This is a genomic window from Acidovorax sp. MR-S7 (genome assembly GCF_000400995.2).
Lineage (GTDB): Bacteria > Pseudomonadota > Gammaproteobacteria > Burkholderiales > Burkholderiaceae_C > MR-S7.
In genome coordinates this window covers 76550-99696 of the sequence record NZ_DF238999.1, presented here as the reverse complement: position 1 = coordinate 99696, position 23147 = coordinate 76550, and the positions used below count along the sequence as shown (strand labels likewise).

At 59.6% G+C, this 23147-nt stretch carries 19 protein-coding genes and 1 pseudogene; 9 read left to right on the top strand and 11 right to left on the bottom strand.

Going from position 1 to position 23147, the window contains the following annotated elements; all coding sequences use genetic code 11:
- Nucleotides 1-103 precede the first annotated feature (103 nt).
- Nucleotides 104-1234: pseudogene (locus tag AVS7_RS21445) on the top strand (DEAD/DEAH box helicase family protein); the annotation flags it as partial.
- 72 nt (nt 1235-1306) lie between these two features.
- Here the strand turns inward: AVS7_RS21445 and AVS7_RS25500 are convergent.
- From AVS7_RS25500 to AVS7_RS21410, 8 genes are all read right to left on the bottom strand, one after another.
- Nucleotides 1307-1696 carry a DUF6527 family protein gene (locus tag AVS7_RS25500; protein WP_369799134.1) on the bottom strand — a complete coding sequence of 130 codons (390 nt, stop codon included), beginning with the start codon at nt 1694-1696 and terminating at the stop codon, nt 1307-1309.
- Nucleotides 1697-1773: 77 nt separating this feature from the next.
- A complete protein-coding gene (locus AVS7_RS21440) occupies nt 1774-2955 on the bottom strand; it encodes a ThiF family adenylyltransferase (protein ID WP_020230102.1) in 1182 nt (393 codons plus the stop codon).
- On the bottom strand, nt 2930-3679 hold the full coding sequence (locus AVS7_RS21435; RefSeq protein ID WP_020230101.1) for a multiubiquitin domain-containing protein: 750 nt from the start codon (nt 3677-3679) through the stop codon (nt 2930-2932). Before AVS7_RS21435 ends, AVS7_RS21440 begins: the two co-directional genes overlap by 26 nt.
- 84 nt (nt 3680-3763) lie before the next feature.
- Nucleotides 3764-7162 (bottom strand): UvrD-helicase domain-containing protein, encoded by a 3399-nt coding sequence (locus AVS7_RS21430; protein ID WP_034691343.1) that lies wholly within the window; start codon nt 7160-7162, stop codon nt 3764-3766.
- A 2-nt stretch (nt 7163-7164) separates the two neighbouring features.
- Nucleotides 7165-7728, bottom strand: coding sequence for a hypothetical protein (locus tag AVS7_RS21425; RefSeq protein WP_020230098.1), 564 nt, complete (start codon nt 7726-7728; stop codon nt 7165-7167).
- Entirely contained in the window at nt 7728-8501 is a 774-nt protein-coding gene (locus tag AVS7_RS21420) for an RNA polymerase sigma factor (protein ID WP_024002054.1), read from the bottom strand. Before AVS7_RS21420 ends, AVS7_RS21425 begins: the two co-directional genes overlap by 1 nt.
- A gap of 172 nt (nt 8502-8673) precedes the next feature.
- Entirely contained in the window at nt 8674-9045 is a 372-nt protein-coding gene (locus AVS7_RS24125) for a hypothetical protein (RefSeq protein ID WP_024002053.1), read from the bottom strand.
- Complete coding sequence (locus tag AVS7_RS21410) at nt 9042-10859, bottom strand: site-specific integrase (RefSeq protein WP_024002052.1); 1818 nt, start codon at nt 10857-10859, stop codon at nt 9042-9044. Before AVS7_RS21410 ends, AVS7_RS24125 begins: the two co-directional genes overlap by 4 nt.
- Between AVS7_RS21410 and AVS7_RS24640 the strand changes: the two genes are divergently transcribed.
- From AVS7_RS24640 to AVS7_RS21390, 4 genes are all read left to right on the top strand, one after another.
- Nucleotides 10817-11467 carry a hypothetical protein gene (locus tag AVS7_RS24640; RefSeq protein ID WP_144425163.1) on the top strand — a complete coding sequence of 217 codons (651 nt, stop codon included), beginning with the start codon at nt 10817-10819 and terminating at the stop codon, nt 11465-11467. The two genes, AVS7_RS21410 and AVS7_RS24640, sit on opposite strands and share 43 nt — an antisense overlap.
- Before the next feature lie 410 nt (nt 11468-11877).
- Nucleotides 11878-12627, top strand: a complete 750-nt coding sequence (locus AVS7_RS21400) for an electron transfer flavoprotein subunit beta/FixA family protein (protein ID WP_020230094.1) — start codon at nt 11878-11880, stop codon at nt 12625-12627.
- A gap of 28 nt (nt 12628-12655) precedes the next feature.
- Nucleotides 12656-13588 carry an electron transfer flavoprotein subunit alpha/FixB family protein gene (locus tag AVS7_RS21395; RefSeq protein WP_020230093.1) on the top strand — a complete coding sequence of 311 codons (933 nt, stop codon included), beginning with the start codon at nt 12656-12658 and terminating at the stop codon, nt 13586-13588.
- Nucleotides 13589-13717: 129 nt separating this feature from the next.
- A complete protein-coding gene (locus AVS7_RS21390) occupies nt 13718-14608 on the top strand; it encodes a LysR substrate-binding domain-containing protein (protein WP_034691390.1) in 891 nt (296 codons plus the stop codon).
- Here AVS7_RS21390 and AVS7_RS24115 read toward each other — a convergent pair.
- The 3 genes from AVS7_RS24115 to AVS7_RS24110 all read right to left on the bottom strand — a co-directional run bounded on the left by AVS7_RS24115 (nt 14598) and on the right by AVS7_RS24110 (nt 17793).
- A complete protein-coding gene (locus AVS7_RS24115) occupies nt 14598-15428 on the bottom strand; it encodes an IclR family transcriptional regulator (protein WP_024002049.1) in 831 nt (276 codons plus the stop codon). The genes AVS7_RS21390 and AVS7_RS24115 overlap by 11 nt on opposite strands.
- Nucleotides 15429-15471: 43 nt before the next feature.
- A complete protein-coding gene (locus tag AVS7_RS21385) occupies nt 15472-16440 on the bottom strand; it encodes an NADPH:quinone oxidoreductase family protein (protein WP_159402800.1) in 969 nt (322 codons plus the stop codon).
- 198 nt (nt 16441-16638) lie between these two features.
- A complete protein-coding gene (locus AVS7_RS24110) occupies nt 16639-17793 on the bottom strand; it encodes an acyl-CoA dehydrogenase family protein (RefSeq protein ID WP_024002047.1) in 1155 nt (384 codons plus the stop codon).
- Nucleotides 17794-18212: 419 nt separating this feature from the next.
- On the opposite strand from AVS7_RS24110, the gene AVS7_RS21375 reads away from it, so the two are divergent.
- From AVS7_RS21375 to AVS7_RS21360, 4 genes are all read left to right on the top strand, one after another.
- A complete protein-coding gene (locus AVS7_RS21375) occupies nt 18213-19220 on the top strand; it encodes an acryloyl-CoA reductase (RefSeq protein WP_034691340.1) in 1008 nt (335 codons plus the stop codon).
- Between the two features lie 427 nt (nt 19221-19647).
- Nucleotides 19648-20607, top strand: a complete 960-nt coding sequence (locus tag AVS7_RS21370; RefSeq protein WP_082176608.1) for a tripartite tricarboxylate transporter substrate binding protein — start codon at nt 19648-19650, stop codon at nt 20605-20607.
- A 70-nt stretch (nt 20608-20677) separates the two neighbouring features.
- Nucleotides 20678-21700 (top strand): D-cysteine desulfhydrase, encoded by a 1023-nt coding sequence (locus AVS7_RS21365; protein WP_024002044.1) that lies wholly within the window; start codon nt 20678-20680, stop codon nt 21698-21700.
- 98 nt (nt 21701-21798) lie between these two features.
- Entirely contained in the window at nt 21799-23028 is a 1230-nt protein-coding gene (locus AVS7_RS21360) for a MalY/PatB family protein (protein WP_034691338.1), read from the top strand.
- The last annotated feature ends 119 nt before the right edge of the window (nt 23029-23147 follow it).

Below are 23147 nucleotides of genomic sequence, written 5' to 3'. Positions count from 1 at the left end.
TCTCACGGCGGGCCGCCAGTGCCCGCATTGTCCAACCACGGTCGGCCGCGCGCCGACCTTTTCTCCCACCTGGGGCATGTCACCGCCCCTTGGGGAGTGGTGCATGCCCCGTTTCTTTTGGAGCATCACCATGAACACGCAAGCCACCGAAGCGGCCCCGGCCGCCGATACCTCGTCTCCCGAGGGGGATCTGCTCGAACAGGAACCGTCCGAGCTGTCCATGAGCCTCCAGGATTTCGTCTCCGAGTTCGGGGACGAACTGCTGGAATCCCTCAACCGGGCGAACCCGCCTGTCTACGACGGCACGCCGCGCCCGCACCGGCAACTGGTGCTGGCCGGGCTCAAACGCCAGTTGTTCCCCGCCCAGGCCGAGGTCGTGCATGCGGCCTCGGAACTGCTCGTCAACCAGGGCGAGCGGGCCGTCTTCGTCAACGGCGAGATGGGCACCGGCAAGACCACGATCGGCATTGCGCTGGCCGCGGTCCTGCATGCCGAAGGCTACCGCCGCACGCTGGTTCTCTCACCGCCGCACCTGGTCTACAAGTGGCGCCGGGAGATTCTCGACACTGTCGCGGGCGCGAAGGTCTGGGTGCTCAATGGCCCGGACACGCTGCTCAAGCTGATCAAGCTGCGCGAACAGCTCGGCGTGCCTTCGTCGGCGCAGGAGTTTTTCGTCCTCGGTCGTGTCCGCATGAGGATGGGGTTCCACTGGAAACCCGCCTTCGTCCACAAGCGCACCCGTCTCGGCACCGTGGGGGCCTGTCCGCACTGCGGGGAGGTCGTCACCAACCTGGATGGTGAGCCGCTCAGTGCTCAAGAGCTGGAGGCGGAAGAGTTCCGCCGCAAGTGCAGCGGCTGCGGCGGCGCGCTGTGGACGCTGATGCGCCCGCGAGCGCTGTCGGGCAGCGATCAATCCTCGGCCGTGCTGCGCGCCCTGAAGCGCATTCCGACCATCGGCGAGGCCACCGCGCAGCGCCTGATGAAGACCTTCGGGGACGGCTTTCTGGCCTCGATGCTCGGCGACAAGCTGCACAACTTCATCAACCTGATGGACGGGAGCGGGAAGCTGGTCTTCTCCGACCGCCAGGCGCACCGCATGGAGCGGGCCATGGCGAACATGGAGTTCGGCTTCGGTGAAGGCGGCTACCAACCCTCGGAATACGTGAAGCGGTATCTGCCGCGCGGCACGTTCGACTTGCTCATCGCAGACGAGGGACACGTTAGGCGTGAAGGGACTGTATGTCCGCGTGCCCGATATACGCAACTTCACCTTCACGAACGGCGGCAACACCGCTGTCGTTGGCTGTTATCCCGTCAGCCACGATTTCAGGCGCAACCAGAGGCTGAGCGGATGGCGAGCCTTCGCCTGAGTCGCGGTGTTGGTCACGGGCTCCTCCGCTGGCAACGTAGCCTCAGGCTGGTCACTCCTCGGCTTGCTGTAGTGCGCAGCTTTGGCCTTCTTGTCTCGGCGGCGCTCCGCTTCGACCTGTGCCTCCGACCAAGGGCCGGCCTCCAAAACCCGGCTATGCTGGATCACGTAATGGGACCGGCACTTCTGGTTCCAGTTGCCCACGGACGGTTTAAGCGAGATGGATTCGCCGTCAAACGTCATGCGCCAGTCGGTGGGTGTGAACGGCGTCACCACGCGGTCGCCGCAACCACAGCAGCACGAGTGAACCGCAGTCGCGTAGTCCATCGAGATGTACAACACGCCCGGGTCCAGCTCGCGCGGAACGTTGCGGACGAAGCGATGCTCTAGGGTCTGGTGGCGCATCATGACTGGTCTCCATTGAGCAGCATGCCGCCATCGGTCGTGTACGTGCTGTGGTGCTCGTTCTCCAGATCGCGGTAGAACTCGCGGAGCTTCTTCCACCTCACGACCGCCAAACAGGCATTCAGGGCGTTCAGGTCCGCCACCTGGATGTTGGACGCGTAGACGTCCTGACCGCCACCGCCCTCAAAGGAGATGCGACCGGCGTGGATATGATCGCGCTTCGCCGGCGTGCTCGTCGTCACCCGCAGGATGCCCCCAAGGCTGCCATTGGACGACAGTTCCAGCCCCATCCCGACGTCGATGAACGACACGCCCAGGGCTTCCAGCTTCGCAACTACGGCCCGCTTTTCCTCACCGGCGTCCATGCTGATGAACGCAAACGTGATGCCATCAAGCAGACCCAGCGTCTCCGCCTTCAGCTTCACCGGGTGCGCCACGATGCCGCGGTGCATCCGCTCGTAGATGCCCCTCAGGTAGTGCACCTTCTTTGGGGCGTCACGCAACTCTTCCAGCGACGGCGCTCCGGGTGCGCGGAACGCGTTGTGCAACAGGAACTCATCGTCGTCGAACAAGCGGATTTCCTTCACCGGCGTCTTGGCCACCAGGTCAAGGATGTAGCCTCCAGTGCCGCCGGCGCCCAGGATACCCACCACCTCGTTTTCCAGCTTGCTGGCAAGCGCGCCCAGGCCAACCCGGCTCGAGGCGGTGTCGAGGTAGTTGAACACGCTGAATTCGTCTTCATCATCAGCACCACGGATCAACCGAGGGCTGATGCCGGGCTGCAGGACGGCGGCAGGCCCCGCCAAGATGGTCGCGTAGGTAGACATCTTGGCGTAGTAGTCCGCATAGCCCTCGGGAGGCTTGTTGGAGAAGCTGTGCCGTGCCGTGAGTCCGTGGCCCAGGTCAGTGTTGGGTGACTGATGCGAAATCGCAGGCAAGGGGGTCCCATCCGCGTTGCACGGAAAGTCACCGTCCCAATGGATCACGTGATTTTCCGGCTTGCGGGTACGATCTCCGGCCAGGTCCAAGGGAGACACCAGCGTGCCGGTACGCACGCGGCGCTGAGCATCGACGTAGGGGACCTCCCGCATCACCAGGAGGCTGCCCTGGATGCGGACGAAATACCCCTCGGACCGCAGGCGGGCCAGGTCGGGATTAAGACTGAACAGTTCGCGTGACATTGAAGATGGTCCCATGCTTCTTGACTTCCACAGAGCCGCCCTCCCCGAGTTCACCGGCGTGGGGGTGCGAGGCCGCATTGCGATACGTCATGGAGAACTTGACGTTGGTCTCAGCCGGAGCGTTCGGATGAGACAGCTTCACGACCTGTTCGAAGGTGACATGCTTGTCCGGCACCGTTTCATCGACGGCATTGACCGTGATGACGTACCCCTTGTGCGGCCGCAGGGCAGTGATGAAGCGCTCGATGCCGGGCTCATCGAGGTTGATCCGATCGTCCGGCTCGATGAGACGGTCCTCGCCCCCCCGCACTTCGAGGAAGACAGCCTCCTCGGGAGAAGGGTCTGCCAAGTCGTACAGTACGCTACCCCGCAGTTCTGCATGGCCCCAGGCCATCTGGCGGTCGTTCAGCTTGAACTTGAAGTCGCGGTCGGACTTGAACGCGATGAAGCGCTCAGCGCCCTTGCCGCGCAAGTCCACCGTCTCGTCGAGCCGGATGTCCTCGAAATCGCCCGAGTCCAGGAGTGCAAAGAGCAGGTAGTCCGCGCGGCGGTCGAGGCCCGCGCTATCGAGAATCTGCCGACCGGTGGGAACCGGGTCCGGCACATCAATGTTGCGGAAGGTCAGACCTTCCAGGCCGAAGCGGATGCGGTAAGCAGCGGCTGCCTTCAGGGGGCGGCCCTCACGGATCGCCTCGCCAACGTCGTCGAAATCAGGGGGGGTCATATGGTCCTTTCGGTTGTTGAGGCGAGGTTTTTCTCGCCTACAACTCCCTAATCGAACCCACCAGCCTTCGCCGGTAAAATTTTTTCAAAAATTTTTCGACAGCGTGCCTGACGGCACAGCGCCGCATACGAAAAAGGCCGGGCAGTTGGGGCAGACGGCGGGGTCCGACACGTCTGCTCTGAACTGGCCGGCCCGAATGCTACGGAAGATGTCACTCAGTTTGCCCTGGCGGTTGCTCAGCACCCTGGCAGAGATGGTCAGCGGTTTGGATTCGGCATCAGCCAGATACACGAGTTCGACGCGAGCGTCTGGAAAGGCGGCCTGAGATGCCAGCAGGAACGCGGCCACTCCTACATCGTTACCGTCGTCGCGGGGCGCGTGGCCGGTTTTCACCCTGCGCAATGTGCGAACGCCATCTCGAACAAGGACTTCGTCCGGCCTGACCTCCACCACATGGTTGTCGAACGAAATGCGGAGCGCGGTCGGTGCCTCGATCACTGCACCGGCTCTGGACTCCAGGAAGTACCGGAGCATGTCCATGGCAATCGACCGATAGTCGTCGACGTAGCCGTGGTCGTTCAAACCATGGGTCACGAATGCCCTCGAGAGCAAGCCGTCAAGCTCGCCAGTGGGCGCACTACCTTGCGCTACGACCGCACGGTAGACCTCTCGAATGGCCTCATGCATCTGTATGAAAGAGCTCATCCGGCGACGGCCGCCTACCTGAAGCAGATGGGTGTAGAGAAACCGCCGAGCACAGGACTCGTAAAGTGCGACCTGGTCAGAGCTAAACCGGGGTGTGCCGACGAAAACGACGGGAATGACCGCGTCGTCCGGAGCCGGTGGTAGCACTGTCGCTGGCGTCACCGCGCGCCGGTCAAGCGGTCCGATTCGCTCCAGGAACGGCGAAAGCGGTCTGGCCCGACCGTTCGTCGTGGCCGTTGCCGTCGCCCCATAGAACGCCAAGCGATTCCGAGCGCGAGACATTGCGACGTAGAACAGACACTCCTGCTCCTCGTTATGTGCCGCCCGCGCTACTTCCTCAGCACTACCCTGTCCTCCGGTGACCATGCCAGCAGGCGGAGGACACTTTGGCATCCGCAGAGACCCTGGGATAGAGTCCTTGTTGACGCCGGCAATGTGCACCACCGGGAACTCCAGCCCCTTCGAGCCGTGGATCGTCATGAGGCGGACTGCGTCGATACCTTGGGCTGCCGCGGGCAGTTGCCTCAAGTCTCTGTCGTCTCGGAGGCGCAGCAGCCTCCTGACCCTGTCGGCAAGTCTTTGGATGGGGAGGCCTTGCCCTTTTGGCTGTACCCTTACGAAGTTCATGAACTGCCAAATCGCGATGCCTTGGGCCTGCTCAGCCACACTCGTTGCCGAGGCAATGCGGGCGGCCTGTCGGGTGCGATCCAGCAGCAGGGTCGCCAGCACAGTCCATGGCTGCGAAGTTGCATCGAAACCAATGAGTGCGGCATGGAGCGCCGACAGCGCGGCCTGGCCACCATCTGTCATGTCAGTTGGTGGACCAATGCCCCAGGCGCCCGGCTCCGCGTTGGTGCCCCGTAGATGCTCGAAGACACGAACGGCGTCCTCCAAGCCCATGGCAAATTCCGGCCAGCAGGCGGTTCGAATCAACCCCATCGCGCGACGGTCGATGAGGAGCGTCAGCACCGCCACCAGGTCCTTCACCTCTGGCCGCTCGAATAGGCTCCCCAGGAAGAGCACCGGGATGCCTGCGCGTTCGAGTTCTTGCCCGATAGAAGACAGACGGTCGTTTCCACGGCAGAGGATCGCTTGGTCGCAATACCGATAGCCGTCGTCCAGCATCTTTTTGATGCCGTCGGCGATTGCTGGCGTGACCAAAGCAGTGCCGCCCACCGTGATGAGCTCTGGCAAGCTGCCACTCGGCCCTCGATCCGCCTCAAGCGCCTTCTTGTCGTCGTCGGCAGCGGACATACCCTTCGCAAAAGTCGAGAAAGCAGTGACCACTTCCGAAGTGGAGCGGTAGTTGACTTCTAGGCCGTCGCGTACCGCGCCAGGAAAATCTTCCCGGCCGAAGCGGGACATGTTGAACGAGGAGGCTCCGCGAAACCGGTAGATGGACTGCTTGGCGTCTCCAACTACCCACAAGTTGATGCCCGTGGGCTTCAATGCCGCCAGGAGCCGCACGCTGCTGCGGTTCACGTCCTGGTACTCGTCGACCAGGATGTGGTCATAGTCACTCTGCAGTTGAACTCGAACTGCTTCGTCGCTTTCCAGGAGCAGCACAGGGCGCATGACCAAATCACCGAAGTCCACACGCTGGGTGGCTGCCTTCAGTTCTTCATAGCGCGCATAGACCTTGGCGACCTCTGCAGCCTTCTCTGCAGCCTCCACAGCGCTTTGGTCAGTTGCCGCCGCGCGCATCGCACCGGCCAGAGCCTGATACCCGGCAGCATCGACGACCTCGTCTTTGGCGCGTGACACCACAGCGAGGATGTCAGCGACCGTCTGCGAAGGGTCGTAAACGTTGCGGTAGTGGGTCAGGCCGAGCCGCGGGAACTCGTTCTCGAGAAGCTCGACAGCTTCGGTCCTGTCCATCAGATGGGGATCGGCCGGCAATCCACACCGATCGTTGAAGCGTCGGAGGATGTCCAAGCCAAAGCTGTGGAAGGTGCCGATGCACAGTGCGGCAGCGTCGGCAGGACGTTTCTGCGCAATTCGCTCCGCCATCTCTCCCGCCGCCTTGTTCGAGAAGGTCAGAAGGAGGATGCGCCTTGGGTCAACCCCCTCGTCGAGTAGGCTTTCGACGCGGGCTACCAGCGTGCGCGTCTTGCCAGTACCAGGCCCGGCTTGAAGGAGAAACGCAGACCCTCGGTGTAGGGCGGCGGTTCGCTGCTTCTCGTTCAGCGGAATCTCAACGGGGGCGGCGGCAGCGGCGGTGGGTATAGCGGGAAGCAGCAAGGCATCGAGCATCTGCTGAGCAACGACCTCAAACGGCGCCCCTAGGCGTTGTGCAATCGCGGAGCATGTCTGACCCTGATCCACATGGAGCTCCACAACCACGGGTCGAGGAACGAGAAGCTCACGCGCAAACAGGTCCATCTGGACCTCACGTCGCTGCCTGCGGCTATAGTCGACGACACGATCCATCCCGACGGGCGCAGCTTCCGCTGTTCGCGCAGGGTCGACGTTAACCGCTGGCTCGACGTCCTCTTCACCGTCGCCAAGCTGGGAATGCCCGATTTCATGGGCTACCAGAAACGCTTGGTCGAATGCGGTTCCTGCTGTTTCATGGAGGATGGCAGGGATGTCAGGGTCAAAGAATGCTCGACCGCCATCAAGCATGGCGGCACCTGACACGCAGGGCTGCACGCGGATGCCAAGGTCTTTAGCGATCCCGACTACGAACTGATATGGGGACCACCGGTGCTGTCCCCGCTGAACTGCTTCATCATGCAACCGCCTTGCATGTTGCCGAGCCAGTTCTATGGGGTCCATCGCTACTCGTCGCGGAGGAGGTTCGATATGAACTGCTCATCCACACCGGCATCTCGCAGGACCTGTTCGAATGACACCTTCTCAGGTGCTGTGGGCTTGACGTTCGACTTCCTCGCACGAAGCGGGGATGCTTGCGGAGCCAGTTCAAGGTACGACACAAGCGTTTCAATTGACGCACGCAGTTCGCCAGCCAACCTCACAACTAGACGCCGAGGCAAGGAGGCGACATCTATCCGGCGCTCTCGGAAGGCAATGCCGACAAGCATCGGCAGCGACAGAGCCTCTGCCGCGTGAATGAACTGGGTTGCCGGAGCGGCTTGAAGGGACTCCAAAGATACCGTGTCCTCACGCAACCGTGACATCCGCGAGGTCACCAGGGCAAGGTCTGCGGCGCTTGGCGTCTCATCGTCAACCTCTCGGGACAGTTCCCTCGACAGGTCCACGAGCTTGGTCGCATGCTCAGGGTACTGAGCAAGGTACCGCTTCAGGGTGCCGGCGCCCGGCTCGAAATCCATAGCAAAGGCTTTCAAGACGTCCCCGGCCGCGATTTCAGGATGCTTGACCATCACACTCTCTCCTTGCCTTCAAGGCGCCGTCTAAGAGACTCAAAGGCAATGTCGCGATACTTGGCAATGGTCTTCGGAGTTTTACCCAGCACCTCGCTGATGGATCTCACGGAGGGGTTACTTGATTCAATGGGAATTTCTTCGCGCCACATGACAACGATCCTTCTTTGCAACTCAGGTAGGCTGTCAATCGCATCATCGAGAAGCAACCGGTAAACTTTTTTGTCGAGTTCTTCCGGGTCGAATGGGTCGGCGCTGCCGACGGCCGCCTCGACCTGCTCCGAAACCTCAGCGTCTTCGGTGCCCAGTTCCTCGGTCCTATTTTCGTGCTTCCAATGACGTCTGCTGGCGTCTAGCCGATCACTTGCAATAGCGTTGTTGAAGTTGACCTCGTAGTAGTCGAGCCCTACTACATACTCCTTCCGGTCGGCGAGCACCAAGTCGATGAAGTGGTCGACAACATCCTCCTGGATGTTCATCTGCGTCAGCGATGAACTTGTGCTCCCCGCTGAGGTGGGCCGTGCTTGGCGGGAAACGCGATTGAGAAGCAGCTCTGTAAGCTTATTCCGTTGGGCTTCATCAGCAGTGTTGCGAACGAAGTACAACAGTGCTTCTGGCGAAATATACCCAGGCGAGCAGCTTGTCCATACGGCGGCCCGGGCCTCCAGCTCGGCAGCGCCGATTAATGAGAGAGCGTGAATCTCGGCGGTAACCGCATCCCGCCTGGTATAGGTGGTGCCCTCAGGCCTAGTCTTGCGAAGGGAACGTAACACGGCATTCCTCGTTCTAGTGTGCGTGTAACCCATGTTATAGATTGCGCCAAAATGTAGCATGAGGAGGCGGTATGTGCCATACCGAAAACCTGCTGCCCGCGCCGCCATCTTGGATGCAACATGCGAGGTTCAAGACCTACTTGAGTGCCAAGCCGTAAGACTTTGCGCCGACTCAGCGCTGCCTAGGCCGTTTCATGGGTGCCAAATGCGCACGTCGCGCATACTTGCGCTGCAGTTCTGCGCGAAGTTCAGTCAGCAGATAGACTAGAGCGCGGTTTTTGCGTACTTCTGCTGCCAGTTCTTCACGTAGCTTTTTCATGACAGTCGGCACGGACGCAGGTTGTGCGTGTGGGGAAGCAGCAGGTACTTCCCGGCGCAGGCTTTCAACTACATCTTGGTGCGATGTGTACAGATTCGCTCGACTGACGCCCGCAATCCGGCACAGTTCACTAACCGTGATTCTCGCGCGCGGGTTATCCCGGCGCAGCAGGATCAGGGCAGCATCCACGCGTTCGCGTACTGAAAGTGTGTAACTCTTCTTCATGATGGGCTCACACGTCGGCCACTGTTGTCCGCTACCAGGTCCCGCAAGATCCTCCGGGAATCCTCCAACCTTTTCTCCACCAGTTCCTTGGCCTGCGCCGACAGCCCCTTCTGTGCCAGGAAGGCCCCCTCACGCCGGACGCGGTCGTTCCACCACGCAAGGTGCTCTGAGGTGACAGCCAAGTTGGCGCACGTTGCGCACACGTCGGGGGCTCTGAGGATTTCATTTGGGCCAATGGCATCGCCTTGGCAGGCCGAGTGGCTTTCCGAGTAGACGCAGTACCCCCAACTGCACGGAGCCATCTTGATGCCCTTGGCGATCAAGCTTTCCACCAGTGTGCGGAGTCCGGCCTTTCCTGCGAAGGATGGATCGCTTGAATGCGTTTGTCTGTATTCTTCGATGCGCACGGCCGCCTTGCCAGCCGTGCGCGAGCTGCTCAGCAAGTTCGTCAGCGTCCGCGCCAGGTCCTCGCGATCCTCCTCTTCCAGTAATTGCATTAGCTCGAAGTCCGTGCCGACGTAGACGCCGTCCGTGAATTCGCGGTAGGCATGGCCGTAGTGAGCAGAGAGCGCCTCCAAGGCTTTCTTGTCCCTCTTCACGACGAACTTCGCGAACGTCTTGCGTGCGGCATGAGGGTGTAGCCTCACCGCAACCGGCCTGCCCGCGCGGAATGGCGCTTGAGCAAACGCCTGCATCAGGATGATCGGCATCGTTCTCCCCAGGCGCCGGGCTGTGGTCGTGGGATCGGGCACCATCGAACCTTGGGAACGGGTCAACAACAGCGCAACGCTGTTGCTCTCTGTTCTTGCGAGGTGGAATACTGATCGAAGCCACGCGATGACCGATGGCAAGGGCTCGCCCGCCACCCAGCGACGCTTGCGCCCGGATGCCTTGGCTGCCACGCCCTTGATGTAGGTGATCGGAAGCCCTATGGGGCTCTCCTGCTCCTCCAGGCAGTCCACATCAAGTCGGACCAGTTCCCCCACCCGTAGGCCGACCATGAACAACAGCACGGTGACCGCGGCGCCGAGCGTGATAGTCATGGCCCGGCAAAGTTGGCGATAGTCGACTGGGCCCGGCATGTTGCACAGCGCACTTGCCAGCTCGCTGGCTTCGGGCGTGCTGCACAACCGTTCGTAGACCGCTCGGATGCGTTGGGTGCGCACCCGCGGCGCCAGGGGTGCGGCAAGCCGCTTCTCCTGCCACAGTTCCTCGGCAGCTCGGGCCATGAAGGGACCCATCCGCTGAAGCCATTCAATGGCGTCGTTGATCAGCGGCAGAGCGACCTCCTCAGGGATCGCCTTGAACGGACGGGCCGCTCGCCCCCGAAGTAATTCGGCATCCGCCTCGATCAAGCCCGGATTGACACTCAGCGGCAAACTGTACTTGCCGCGAAGCTCCCACATCCGTCGGTACAGCAGGATGTACGCGTGCCACGTCGCGCCGCTCGGCGCACCTTGGCCGTGCCGCTCGCGACGGGTCATCAGAAACTTCAACAGGTGGTCGGGCCTGAGCTTGTCGAAGCTCCAGATGTCCTGCGTCGCCATCCAGCGCACCAGGTAGCGAAGCTGCCGACACCACAGCAGCACGGTGGAATGGGCCAGGCGTGCCCGGCCCTTCGTGACGGGATATTCGATCAGCGCGACGACAAGTTCCTTAAGGCTCTTGAGCAGCGCCGAGCGCTCGGCAGGCGTCCCGTCCAAAGGCAGTATCTCGCGCCAGTCGATGACCGCTTCCCCGTCTTCATAGAAGTCCGACGTGGCCAAATACCATGCGTACCGCGTCCTGCGGCGAATCAGCGTGGACATCGGCATGGCTATTCGATCCACGCCAGGCGTTTTACATCGACCAGCAGCGCGGCTTTCTCCCGCACGGCGCTGGACACCAGCGGGCGGTTGGCCGCGAAACGCTGGAAGCCGAGATCGCCGCCTTCATGCAACAGCGCATCAAGGACGGCAACCTCGGTGCAGAGGATATTCCATTGCGCCTGGCGCGCTATGGCCTGATGGCCCCCGAGGCATTCGCCGACGAGATGCGCGAGCGCATGGGCATGGACGACGACGCCCCCATGGGCCAAGCCGTCATCCCCTCGACCGAACCTGCCGACGGCAGCGAGATCGAGATACAAGTCGCGGTTGCGTGCATCGGTGCCTCCGGCAGCTGGAGGCCAACACGCGCCCGTTCGATGACCGTCGCTCACTACACGAGCGCATCGCCGGTGAAGGCCTGGGGCTCGGCATGGCCGCGCTCACCTAGGCACTCAGCAGTCCAGTGGCGCTGGCCTGCCTGCGTGCGTGCCAGAGTACTCAACTGCGTTCGCTGGCCACTGACCGAAGTGCTGGATATCCTGCCGATGGGCACGCTGTTGGCTGAACATCGGTATTCATGGCGCCTTCGGTGTGTCGGTCTTGGCAGGCGCTAGGTAGGTAGCGCATGCATCATGCAGCGACGATGGTTTTGCCGGGGACAGAAGTCTGTAAGGTGGCGGCTCGCTGGTCCGCTTGCGTGCATGCAATGCAGGACGCAAAAATGTCTATTGCTAGGCCGGTCTTGACAGCGCTAGAGTCATAGAGGCGTCAGGCTCGTCCTTAGCTGTGCTGCGTTTAGTCAGCGGTCCGTCGCATCAAGGTGCGTACCGGATGCTCTCGTCCGTTCTGTTTGGGAAAACGATTGAGCAAGTCGGACGTCAAAGCGGTCTGAAGTTGCACCGCCTGCCTCACGTCGCTCCGATCTCTTCTGAAGCTCAGGCTGCTGAGGCAGTTGCTTTATGCCCGTGTGAATGAGCCGTCAGATTTAACCACGTGTTCACCCTTGGATTGAGGAGTTTTGTGTATGAAGATTCTGGTCGCCGTCAAGAGGACGATCGACGCCAACGTTAAGCCCCGCGTGAAGAGCGACGGGGCCGGCGTCGACATTGCCAACGTCAAGATGAGCATGAATCCTTTCGATGAAATCGCGATCGAGGAAGCAGTGCGATTAAGAGAGAAGGGCGCCGTGGCGGAGGTGGTCGCTGTGTCTTGTGGCGACGCAAAATGTCAGGAAACCCTGCGCACGGCCCTGGCTATCGGCGCGGACCGCGCGGTCTTGGTCGAAACCGACGTCGAGTTGCAACCCCTCGCAGTCGCCAAGCTACTCAAGGCTATGGTGGACAGGGAACAGCCTCAACTCGTCATCTTGGGTAAGCAGGCCATTGACGACGATGCGAACCAGACCGGCCAGATGCTTGCGGCACTCGCCGACCTGCCCCAGGCCACATTCGCTAGCAAAGTCGAGGTGGCTGATGGCAAGGCCAGCGTCACCCGCGAGGTAGACGGCGGTCTGGAAACCCTCTCACTCACGCTCCCCGCAGTCATCACCACCGACCTGCGCCTCAATGAGCCTCGCTATGTGACGCTGCCCAACATCATGAAGGCCAAGAAGAAGCAGCTCGACACCGTCAAGCCCGACGAGCTGGGTGTGGACGTGGCCCCGCGCCTGAAGACTCTGAAGGTCAGCGAGCCCCCGAAGCGCAGCGCCGGAGTCAAGGTGCCCGATGTGGCCACCCTGGTGGACAAACTGCGCAACGAAGCCAAGGTCATCTGAGGCCGGCGAACAAAGGAAGACACAGACCATGACCGCACTCGTCATTGCCGAACACGACAACCAATCGCTCAAGGGAGCCACCCTCAACACCGTCACGGCCGCTGCGGCCTGCGGCGGGGACGTGCACGTGCTGGTGGCCGGCCACAACGCCGGCGAAGTGGCCAAGGCGGCCAGCCAGATCGCGGGCGTCGCCAAGGTGATCCACGCCGACGGCGCGAGCCTGGCCGACGGGCTGGCCGAGAACCTGGCGGCCCAGGTGCTGGGCCTGGCCGGCGACTACAGCCACATCCTGTTCCCCTCGACGGCCGGCGGCAAGAACGTGGCCCCGCGAGTAGCGGCCAAGCTCGACGTCGCGCAGGTCAGCGACATCACCAAGGTGGTGAGCGCCGACACCTTCGAGCGCCCGATCTACGCGGGCAACGCCATCGCCACGGTGCAGTCGGGCGACGCGAAGAAGGTGCTGACGGTGCGCACCACGGGCTTCGACGCGGCGCCGGCCACGGGCGGCAGCGCTGCCATCGAAACCAAGGACGCGGTGGCCGACAGCGGCAAGAGCGCCTTCGTGGGCCGGGAGGTGAGCAAGAGCGACCGCCCCGAACTGACGGCGGCCAAGATCATCGTCTCAGGCGGGCGGGCGCTGGGCAGCAGCGAGAAATTCCAGGAAGTGCTCACGCCGCTGGCCGACAAGCTGGGCGCGGCCATCGGCGCCAGCCGCGCGGCGGTTGACGCGGGCTACGCGCCCAACGATCTGCAGGTGGGCCAGACGGGCAAGATCGTGGCGCCACAGCTGTACGTCGCGCTGGGCATCTCAGGGGCCATCCAGCACTTGGCGGGCATGAAGGACTCCAAGGTGATCGTGGCGATCAACAAGGATCCGGAGGCGCCGATCTTCAGCGTGGCCGACTACGGCCTTGAAGCCGACCTGTTCGTATCGGTTGCTGAGATGCTTGAATTACTGTGAAGAAGACTCCGTACGACTTGGCTAAGTGAGACGCGAAAAATTGAAGATGTTGAGTTCGCCATGAATCCCGAAAATTAAGGGGGGTAATAAGGGTACTCTCTCGTCTGCGTCACAAATCGGGAGATCGTGTTGCATTTCGAACTGGCTGATCTTAGATTGGTTTCTCACATTGCGGAGATGGAGAATCTCACGCGAGGGGCAAATAAGGCTGCGTTATCCCCTGCCGCGGCAAGCGCGCGCTTGAAGGCGCTGGAAAATCAGCTTGGAAGTCGGCTTTTTTATCGAAGTTCGAAGGGGCTGACGTTAACGTCAGCTGGCGAGACCTTGATGCGACACGCTCGAATCATTCTTCAGCAGGTCGATTATATTAAGTCAGAATTCACAGACCAGTCCGGTGGACAAGCGGGACATTTGAGAATTTACGCCAACACGACGGCAGTCATATCGGTATTGCCGACGGTGTTGGCGGAATTCATGAGTTCCAGGCCTCACGTGACTGTGGACTTGCAAGAAAAAAGTACCAGGGAGGCCGTGCGTGGGATTTTGGACAGTGCTGCCGATTTTGCCATCGTGGCCGGACCTGTAGAGGCGGACGAACTTCAATCCATTTGTTTCAGCACCGATAGATTGGTGCTTGTTACACCTCTCGGTCATCCTCTCGCCAACAGCCAATCCCTAGAGTTCGTCGAAACATTGGAGTTTCCACATATCGGTTTGAAGGATAGCACTCTGCACGCTTTTTTGAATCAGATAGTCGCGAGGCTCGAAAAGTCCATGCGTATTCGCGTTCTGATGTCCGGATTCGAGGCCATGTGTAAAATGGTAGAGGCCGGAGTAGGGATAGGAATCGTGCCGGAGTCTACAGCTAGAGGCTATCAGAAGACGATGCAATTCGCTATTATCCCACTGAGAGACGAATTCATGCAAAGAGAGCGAAGAGTATTATTCAGGGAAATGGAAGCCCTCCCGGCAGCAGCTCGCGCATTCATTGAGTTGCTTCTCGGGCATTCTATGCAATAAATTGCTGAACTTGGCCTGGAGTGCCATCCCAGTTCTTGATCGGTGTTTTGCCAGAAAATCCCATTCGCTGCGATATGTCCGCCGCAGCCTGCTTTACTAAGGGAACTATGCTCTTGATCGAGTGTTGTGACATTCGGAAGATCGGCATTGCTACGCCAACTGATGCGATAACCTCACCTGAGTGGTCGCGAATGGGTGAGGCTATTCCTCCCATTTCCGCGACGTTTTCTGCGCGGGCCAGTACATAGCCATCTGCCCTTGTTTTCTGAAGGATGTGCCACAGTTCCTGTGGGTCAGTCGTTGTATGGGCAGTGCGTCTTTCTAGATTGCCTGCCAGCACTCGCTCAGCTATTTCGTGGTGGTATGCGAGCAGGGCGCGCCCGGTGGCGGTACACCAAGAAGGGCTAAGTTGACCCAATCGTGTTTGCACGCCAATAGACTTGGGACTTGCAACTTTGGCCACATAGACGATGTCGCCTGTCGGCTCCAAAACTGAAAGGTGGACTGTTTCACCGGTTTCGGCGCTGAGTCTCTCAAGCGCCGGTTTGGCAGCTGAAGCAAGGTCGAAATTCTGTAAAGCTGCCGACCCAATGCGCCATGCCTTCAGCGTGAGGGCGTAGGTGCAAGTCTCCTTAGAGTAACTTGCGAAGCCTGTGTTCACAAGGGTCGAAACCATCCGATGCACTGTTCCCTTAGGCTTCCCGGTCAGCCTTACGAGTTCAGCCAGCGACTTCGAAGGCGAACCAGATCCCAGGGCTTCCATAACCTCTAACGTGCCTGCCGCAGACGCGATGAACTGGTTTCTTGAAAATGGCGCCATACAGAGTGAGCCTCCGCGATAGACCTAAAACACCCAAAGGAGTTCAAGGGGTCGCCGGGCATTGGGTGACATCACGGGGACACAAAACGATTTTCCCCATCATGTGTCGCCCTGCGATCGCTTGCAAAGCGTCCCGCACATCTTCCAGGGCGTAACGCGCGCCCACAAACGGGGTAACGCTCGCTCGGTCGTATAACGTGATCACCTGCTCCAGGTTCTGCTTGGCCGTAGGCCATTCCCGGCTTCTCCATACGTCATAGCGAACGCCTTGAACGTCGAAACTCTTTAGCAGAGGACGGTTGACGGCAAGACTTGGAATTCTTCCGCTGGTGAAGCCTACGACCAAGTACCGCCCCATCCATCCGACGCAGCGAATTGCCTCATCGAACATGTCACCACCCACGGGGTCAAACACAACATCTACTCCATCACTGCCAGAGATTCGGAAGACCTCTTCCCGCCAAAGCGGGTTTGAATAGTCAATGACGGCGTCGGCGCCAAGAGCCAGCACAAGCCTCCGCTTTGGTTCGGTGCTGGCGGCCGCAAGTACTTTCGCTCCCAAGGCCTTTCCCAATTGCACGGCCGCCATTCCAACCCCGCCGGAGGCACCGAGGACGAGAAGGACGTCCCCTTGTGAAAGCTGTGCGCGCTGCTTCAATGCGTGAAAGGCGGTTCCATAGACGTTCGGAATTGCAGCGCCTTCCGCATAGGTCATTCGATCCGGAATGCGGATGACGTGGTCGACTGGAACGCAGGCCATTTCGGCAAAAGCTCCTCCGGAGTTGCCTGTAACCGCCAACACTCGATCGCCGATCGACAATGAGGTTACCCCCCGTCCCAGTTGACTAACCACACCACTCAGCTCACCGCCGGGAATCCATGGCAGATCAGGCTTCTCTTGGTACAGCCCCTGAACCTTCAACGTATCGGAGAAGTTAACGCCTGCGGCAGCGACCTCGATCTGAACTTCGTCGCGCGCAGGCTGCGGGGTTGCCACTTGTTCGACCTGCAAGTCCCTAATCCCGGTGAATGATCGGCAAACAACTGCTCTCATTGACAGTACCTCTTCAACTCAACGGTGCAGGGCCAAGCCACTTCATGCACGCCCCCGCGAACTCTTGATCGAGTGGCGCGCATCTTCACTGCAGGGCTGCGGGAATAGCGGGGCACGCGGAGTGGTGGCTTCAAGCCGGAAATGGATTCTCGAGTTCTATCTAAATGCATCGATACCAGTCAGCTCTCTACCTTGAATCAGCGAGAGAATGCCGGGCGTTCCATCAGGCATGGTGAGAGTTCTGACGTCACGTGCCAGTTGCTCCAAGCCAAGTTCGCGGCTAAGGCCCATCGCGCCGTGAATGCGCATCCCGATTGCAATGGCTTTCTCGCTCGCGTCTACCGCATAGCGTTTTGCCATTGCCGAGAGACCGTTGGCTCGCTCGCCCCGGTCGATTGCAGCTAGCGCGTGATAGCACGCAAGGCGCGCAGTGACTATGAGTGTCTCCATTTCCGCCAAGTCACTCTGAATGAGTTGGAAGCCGCCGATCGCCTTCCCGAACTGCTTGCGGACGCCGGCGTATTCCCGGGCCATGTCTAGTGCTCGCTGCGCCAAGCCAACGGCCATGAGACCTACCGCAGGTCGATTTGCCAGCCAAGTGATGGTCAGGAGACGTGCGGTATCTTCGCTCTCAGGGCAGACGTTCTGGGCGGGCACCATGCAGTTGTCGAAATTAACCTCACCAAGAGGCGCTTGGCATAGGCCATGCATTTCCAACTCGCGAGTTTCGAATGGCGACTCCGTTCTATCCACGATGACACGGGCCATCCTGTAGCCGCCATCGCCGACAGGCATGCGGCAGGTTACGTAAATGACATCGCATGTAGGCGCGTTGGAGATCCACTGCTTGCGGCCGTTGAGAACCACGTTGCCGCGTTTGTCTGGCGTGGCAGTGGTCTTGATCCCTCGAGGGTCTGAGCCGTGATCTGGCTCGGTGCTACCTGTGGCACCGATGAGATCCCCGGATATCAATCTATTCACGAACCGGTTCTTTTGTTCAGTCGTACCACCAAAATGGATTCTCGTGGTGGTCGCCTCATGAGGTTGCACCATCAGCATGATGCTTGGTGGCAACTGCTCTACGATGAGACCGTAGTCAAGCATCTTTAGGCCGGCTCCGCCCTCGTCTTCGGGAATCCGAGCGGACGTCAAACCTAAGTCAGCGACCTTCTTCATTACGCTTTGCACAGCTTCTTTCGGCAGACCCTTGAGGCGCTCGTGAGATGCGAGGAGTGGTTGCACGAATCTCTCGTTTAGCTTTCGTGCAGCGTCTACAAACATCTGTTGATCATCGTTCAATGCAAATTCCACGACCACTCCTTAGTAACTGAAATCAAGCGACGGAAACCGTCCTGCAATGCAGACCTGGCTGTTCAAGGTAGATAAATGGCATGCTAAGACGTGCCTCGTTGGTGCTAGTGCGGGTCTACCCCTACATTGGCAGATGGCACTTTGCAGGCTGGTCCGCTATGCAGACCACCTGCTTGCGCATCGGATGTCGGGCTAGGGCGCTGCACCGAGCTAGTACTCGGATGTGGACAAAGGGTCGAACAAGGTTGCGTTCGAAGTGACCGAACGCTGCCTTTTGGAATTCGAGATTCCCGCGATGGGCCGAGTGCTGAAAATCAGCTCCGCAGGCAGTTGTTGCCTTCACCCATCGTTGCCGAGAAGCGGTCGCCTACGCCAGATCGCGAATCGGTATCTGCTTAACCTCAGCCTCTTGGTGCGATATGGAAAAATTCAAAGCGTTTCGCGTTCACACTGTCGACGGAAAGCCAGTGTGCAAGTATGAACAGCTCACACTGGAAGACATTGATCAGGGACCTGTGGTGATTCGTAATGCGTTTGCTGCGATCACGTACAAGGATGCAATGGCTGCACGCGGCGTTGGCAAGAACGTGCGCACAGACCGTCCTGCAGTGACGGGGACGGATCTATCAGGCGTCGTCGTCCGATCGGAGGATCCCCGGTTCAAAGAAGGGCAGAAGGTCGCGGTTACCAACTATCAGTTGGGCAATCAGCACGATGGCGCATACGCGGACTTTTCCCGTGTGCCCGGCGATTGGATTGTCCCGCTACCCGACGGGCTATCTCTTTACGAGGCGATGGCGCTTGGGACGTCGGGGCTGACCGCCGCGCTCGCAGTCGATCGCCTAGAAAGGGCTGGCTTGAAGCCGGACGATGGGCCGGTGGCTGTGTCAGGCGCAACAGGAGGCGTGGGAAGCATCGCTGTTGACATGCTATCGAAGCGGGGCTATGAAGTCGTCGCGATCTCGGGTAAGGCCGAGCAGGTGGAGTTTCTTAAAACCCTGGGAGCGTCTCGCGTGGTAGCTCGCGACGCCTTCATGGCCGACAAGTCTCCGCTGGTAAGCGGACCAGCCTACGCGGCTGCGCTCGACAATGTCGGCGGGGCCATACTGGACCGGCTCGCGGCAAACATGATGCCCCACGGAAAGGTTGCAATTGCTGGCATGGTGGACACCAATCTGACGACGAGTGTCCTGCCATTTGTCCTTCGTTCCGTCGACATTTTGGGCATCAATGTATCCCGGCAGCTCAATATGGCAGAGCGCCGAAGGCTTTGGGAACGCATGGCGAATGACCTAAAGCCAAATCACATTGATCTGATCGCCCGTCCTATCCCGTTCTCCGAACTTGATGCCACCATGGACAAATTCTTCAGCGTGTCCACGGTCGGGCGGGTGGTCGTCGAGGTGGGGGCTTCCGCACCGCATTGAAGGAGAGTCGCTCGCACAGGCTGAGCGCAGACGTAGCTGCGGAGGGAGCCTCGGCGCGCACGCTATGAGCGTCGCCGCAGCTCCGTTGCCTCAGTAGGGCGCATCGAACCCAAAGTTTGCGGGGAGGGACACCCAGATCATGGTTCGCCGCGTGAGAAGCCCGCCCATGGAACTTGCTCCTATGAGGCATGCTGGTCCGCCACCATTCGTGTTTAAGGGTCTAGGCAACCGCGGAGCAGGGCGGTGGTTGCATTCACAGCCAGTGAACGATTTCTTCAGGAATGCCGAATTCCTGAAATTTGGTCGGCGAGATACAGTTTCTACGAGTCCCTTGTAGGACGACGCTCGGTGGCAGGGATGCTTAGCAATCCGCTGCGAGCGTAGAGGACTACTGGTACAAAAAAAAGGAGATGCAGTTGTGATCAAGATGGTAAAAAAAGTCCTGGCTCTGGCCACTCTTCTGGCCGCTTCCATAGCGGCGCATGGTCAGGCGCAGAAGCGTCCAGTCACGATCGTCGTGCCGTTCGGCGCAGGAGGAAGCACGGACGTGATGGCGCGCGTCGTTGCCGCACGAATGGCGATAGCTTTGAATCGTCCCGTTGTTGTGGACAACAAGCCCGGCGCAGGCTCTCGCTTGGCTGCTGGGCAAGTAAAGAACATGGCAGCAGACGGAACCAATGTGCTGCTTGCTCTGACGACGACCGCTTCCATCGCCCCCACCCTCTACGCGGGGCAGGTGAACTACGATTTCAAGACCGACTACGTCCCAGTGGCCCAGATAGCCAAAACCCCGGTCGTGATCTCCGTCGGGGAAACCTCAAAGTTCAAAAGTGTTCATGACCTGATTGCCCAGGCGAAGGCTGCTCCCACCCATCTCAACATCGGAACGTCGGGCGTAGGAACGATGTCCCATCTGACGTTGTACCGGCTGGAGCGGGCAACGGATACGAAGACGACGATGATTCCATTCAGGGGAGGGTCTTCAGTTGTGACCGACCTGTTGGGCGGTCAATTGGATGCTGCAGTGGATGCGATAGGTGATCACGCAGAACATCATCGTGCCAAGAAGATGCGCATCCTCGGAGTTTTTGGCTCGCAACGCTCACCTCTAGTGCCCGACGTGCCGACAATGAAGGAGCAGGGCGTTGATCTTGAGTCAGAAAGTTGGTATGGACTGTTTGTTCCGGCCAAAACACCCAGCGCTGCCGTCATGGAACTCCAGAGCGCTGTCGAGGTGGCGCTCAAAGACGCTGAGGTGCAGACGCGTCTGAATGGCATGGGCATGCGCCCAAGCTATTTGAGTGGTCAAGACTTCGGCAAGACGCTCGCCGTTGACGCAGCTAGCTGGGGGGCAGTGGTTCGGGAGTCGGGTATCAAGCCAGAATAGGGCCCGGCCGGAGCAAGGGCCGAAGCATAGAAGAAGACGATTTCTACCGTGACTTTTCTGGATTTGAGCGATGGCCTTGCTGGAAGAGCGTCTGTCTGCATTTCCCCGTGTCGACCTGCTTGGAGGAGTTACTCCAATCCAGCAACTCGTGGGGCTCTCAGAAGCAGTGGGTCGAGAGATATTCGTTAAACGAGACGACACCGCACCTCTTGCGCTCGCATTTGGCGGGAACAAGCTCCGAAAACTAGAGTATCTCGCGGCAGACGCATTGCGGATGGGTGCCGACACGTTGGTTACGGCAGGGGCCATTCAATCAAACCACGTGCGTCAAACGGCGGCGATCGCTGCCCATCTCGGGATGCGGTGTGAAGCTGTGCTGACGGTGCCGCCAGGTCTAGCGAAGATTGACCATTTCGCAAGTGGTAATCGCTTTCTCATGAATCTTCTGGGGGTCTCGTGCGAGTTCTCGCAGTCGCTTGACTCCATCGACGTGCAGCTTGAGGGCTTAGCAGCGCGCGTGAAGTCCGTCGGCCGGCGCCCGTACGTTGTGCCAGTGGGAGGTTCTAGCCCGGTCGGCGTGATGGGCTACCTACGAGGCGGCATAGAGTTGGGAAAGCAGGTTGCAGCGATGGGCATCGACCTCTCGGCCATTGTTCTTGCCTCCGGTAGCGGCGGGACTCACTGTGGCATTGCGATGTCCTTGGCGCAGTGCCTTCCCTCAACTCAGGTCGTTGGCATTACTGTTTCTTGCGGAGTTCAGGAGCAGGCGCGCAAGGTGAGCGATCTGGCTGTGAGGACGGGTGGGCTATTGGGTATGAGCGAGTTAGGCGCCCCTCGAATAGAGCTATGGGATGACTACTTCGCGCCCGGGTACGGTCAATGCAGCGCTGATGGCATCGAGGCTGTGCGCCTGGTTGCAAGAACAGAGGGAATGCTGCTGGATCCGGTTTACACAGGAAAAGCAATGGCTGGCCTTTTGGATGGAATCGAGCGTGCTCGGTTTTCGAACGACGGTCCGATCCTGTTTCTGCATACGGGCGGTGCACCAGCGCTTTTCGCGTACCAGGGGGACATTCTTCCTGCAGCCGCCTAGGCGATTGCTCACATTCTTGCTCGCTGCAGCTCGGATTGCCGCGTCACCAAATTGCGCGAACTTCAAGTTATCAGAATAGAACTGTCTTTAGGGGAACCATGTCCGATCGGAACGCATTCAGCTTTGATGAGATCGTTGATCGGCGAGATTCGAACTCGCTGAAATGGAACGCTGCGAAAGTTCTGTTGACCAGCAGTCAAGCAGAAGCGACGCCTTTGCCAATGTGGCTTGCTGATATGGACTTCAAGGCTCCGCCACCAGTACTGGACGCGCTCACCGATGCGGTAGAGCACGGCGTGTTCGGCTACCCGACCGGAGCTACAAAAAGCTATCTTGAAGCAGTTACCCGGTGGCAGCATACGAGGTTTGGATGGGATGTCGACCCTGAATGGGTACTCCCGGTCTCTGGAGTTATCACCGCGCTCAAGACCATCATTCAGGCATGTTCCGCGCCAGGGGATTCAGTGCTGATTCAGCCACCCGTCTACGTGCACTTTCACAACGATGTACTGATCAATGGGCGGCACTTGGCCCGGGCGCCGCTCAAGTTTGATGGAAAGCGGTATGAGTTCGACGCGGCGGCTTTCAAGGCAGCTGTTCGTGAGGATACGAAGCTCTTTATTCTGTCCAATCCGCACAATCCGACCGGCAATGTGTGGACAGCAGATGAACTGCGCACGATGGGCGAGATCTGCTTCGAACACGGTGTCCTGGTTATTTCCGACGAGATACACCAGGATTTCGTATTGAATCCAGAGAAGAGACATATCCCATTCGCATCGCTGGGGCCCCAGTTTGCTTCCAATAGCATCACTTGTGCTTCTGCAAGCAAGACTTTCAACTTGGCAGGGCTCCAATGTGCCAACATGTTCATCCCGAATCCGAGGCTCCGGTCTGAGATTGGCAGGCAAATCGACCGCAACCTCATGAACAAGGTGAACGTACTGGGGATGGTCGCAACCGAAGCTGCCTATGCGCAAGGAGAATCTTGGCTTGAAGCGCTTCTCGCGTATGTCAGGGCCAATCATCGCCACTTTGCTGATCAAGTAAACACCAGCGGACTAGGTCTCAATGTCCTCGACATGGAATCGCTTTACCTTGCATGGATCGATTGCCGATCTCTGGCGAAATCCGGAGACCTCGACGATGCCTTGCTCAAGCAGGGGCGAGTGTGGTTTGACAAGGGACTCAAGTTTGGCGTGGAGGGAGAAGGGTTTGTGAGGGCAAATCTGGGCTGTCCCCGCTCCGTAGTCGACGAAGCTATTCAGCGCCTTCGCTACGGGCTGGCCGGCAAGAGCGGGGGCGTGCACAGATTGTCGAGCGTCTGATGTGAGGGCCGCGAGACAACACCACCCTTCAATCTACTGCGCGCCTGTGCGATATCGATCCACGCAGCGAGCGCGGACGATCAGCACTCCGGGGCAGGCACGTCCCGTCTGAGGTCACT

What these genes read in the sequence shown, in the direction of transcription:
- AVS7_RS25500 (WP_369799134.1), bottom strand. Translation starts at nt 1,696, where the DNA reads ATGGACTACGCGACTGCGGTTCACTCGTGCTGCTGTGGTTGCGGCGAC.
- AVS7_RS21440 (WP_020230102.1), bottom strand. Translation starts at nt 2,955, where the DNA reads ATGTCACGCGAACTGTTCAGTCTTAATCCCGACCTGGCCCGCCTGCGG.
- AVS7_RS21435 (WP_020230101.1), bottom strand. Translation starts at nt 3,679, where the DNA reads ATGACCCCCCCTGATTTCGACGACGTTGGCGAGGCGATCCGTGAGGGC.
- AVS7_RS21430 (WP_034691343.1), bottom strand. Translation starts at nt 7,162, where the DNA reads ATGGACCCCATAGAACTGGCTCGGCAACATGCAAGGCGGTTGCATGAT.
- AVS7_RS21425 (WP_020230098.1), bottom strand. Translation starts at nt 7,728, where the DNA reads ATGGTCAAGCATCCTGAAATCGCGGCCGGGGACGTCTTGAAAGCCTTT.
- AVS7_RS24125 (WP_024002053.1), bottom strand. Translation starts at nt 9,045, where the DNA reads ATGAAGAAGAGTTACACACTTTCAGTACGCGAACGCGTGGATGCTGCC.
- AVS7_RS24640 (WP_144425163.1), top strand. Translation starts at nt 10,817, where the DNA reads ATGCGTACCGCGTCCTGCGGCGAATCAGCGTGGACATCGGCATGGCTA.
- AVS7_RS21410 (WP_024002052.1), bottom strand. Translation starts at nt 10,859, where the DNA reads ATGCCGATGTCCACGCTGATTCGCCGCAGGACGCGGTACGCATGGTAT.
- AVS7_RS21400 (WP_020230094.1), top strand. Translation starts at nt 11,878, where the DNA reads ATGAAGATTCTGGTCGCCGTCAAGAGGACGATCGACGCCAACGTTAAG.
- AVS7_RS21395 (WP_020230093.1), top strand. Translation starts at nt 12,656, where the DNA reads ATGACCGCACTCGTCATTGCCGAACACGACAACCAATCGCTCAAGGGA.
- AVS7_RS24115 (WP_024002049.1), bottom strand. Translation starts at nt 15,428, where the DNA reads ATGGCGCCATTTTCAAGAAACCAGTTCATCGCGTCTGCGGCAGGCACG.
- AVS7_RS21375 (WP_034691340.1), top strand. Translation starts at nt 18,213, where the DNA reads ATGGAAAAATTCAAAGCGTTTCGCGTTCACACTGTCGACGGAAAGCCA.
- AVS7_RS21370 (WP_082176608.1), top strand. Translation starts at nt 19,648, where the DNA reads ATGGTAAAAAAAGTCCTGGCTCTGGCCACTCTTCTGGCCGCTTCCATA.
- AVS7_RS21365 (WP_024002044.1), top strand. Translation starts at nt 20,678, where the DNA reads ATGGCCTTGCTGGAAGAGCGTCTGTCTGCATTTCCCCGTGTCGACCTG.
- AVS7_RS21360 (WP_034691338.1), top strand. Translation starts at nt 21,799, where the DNA reads ATGTCCGATCGGAACGCATTCAGCTTTGATGAGATCGTTGATCGGCGA.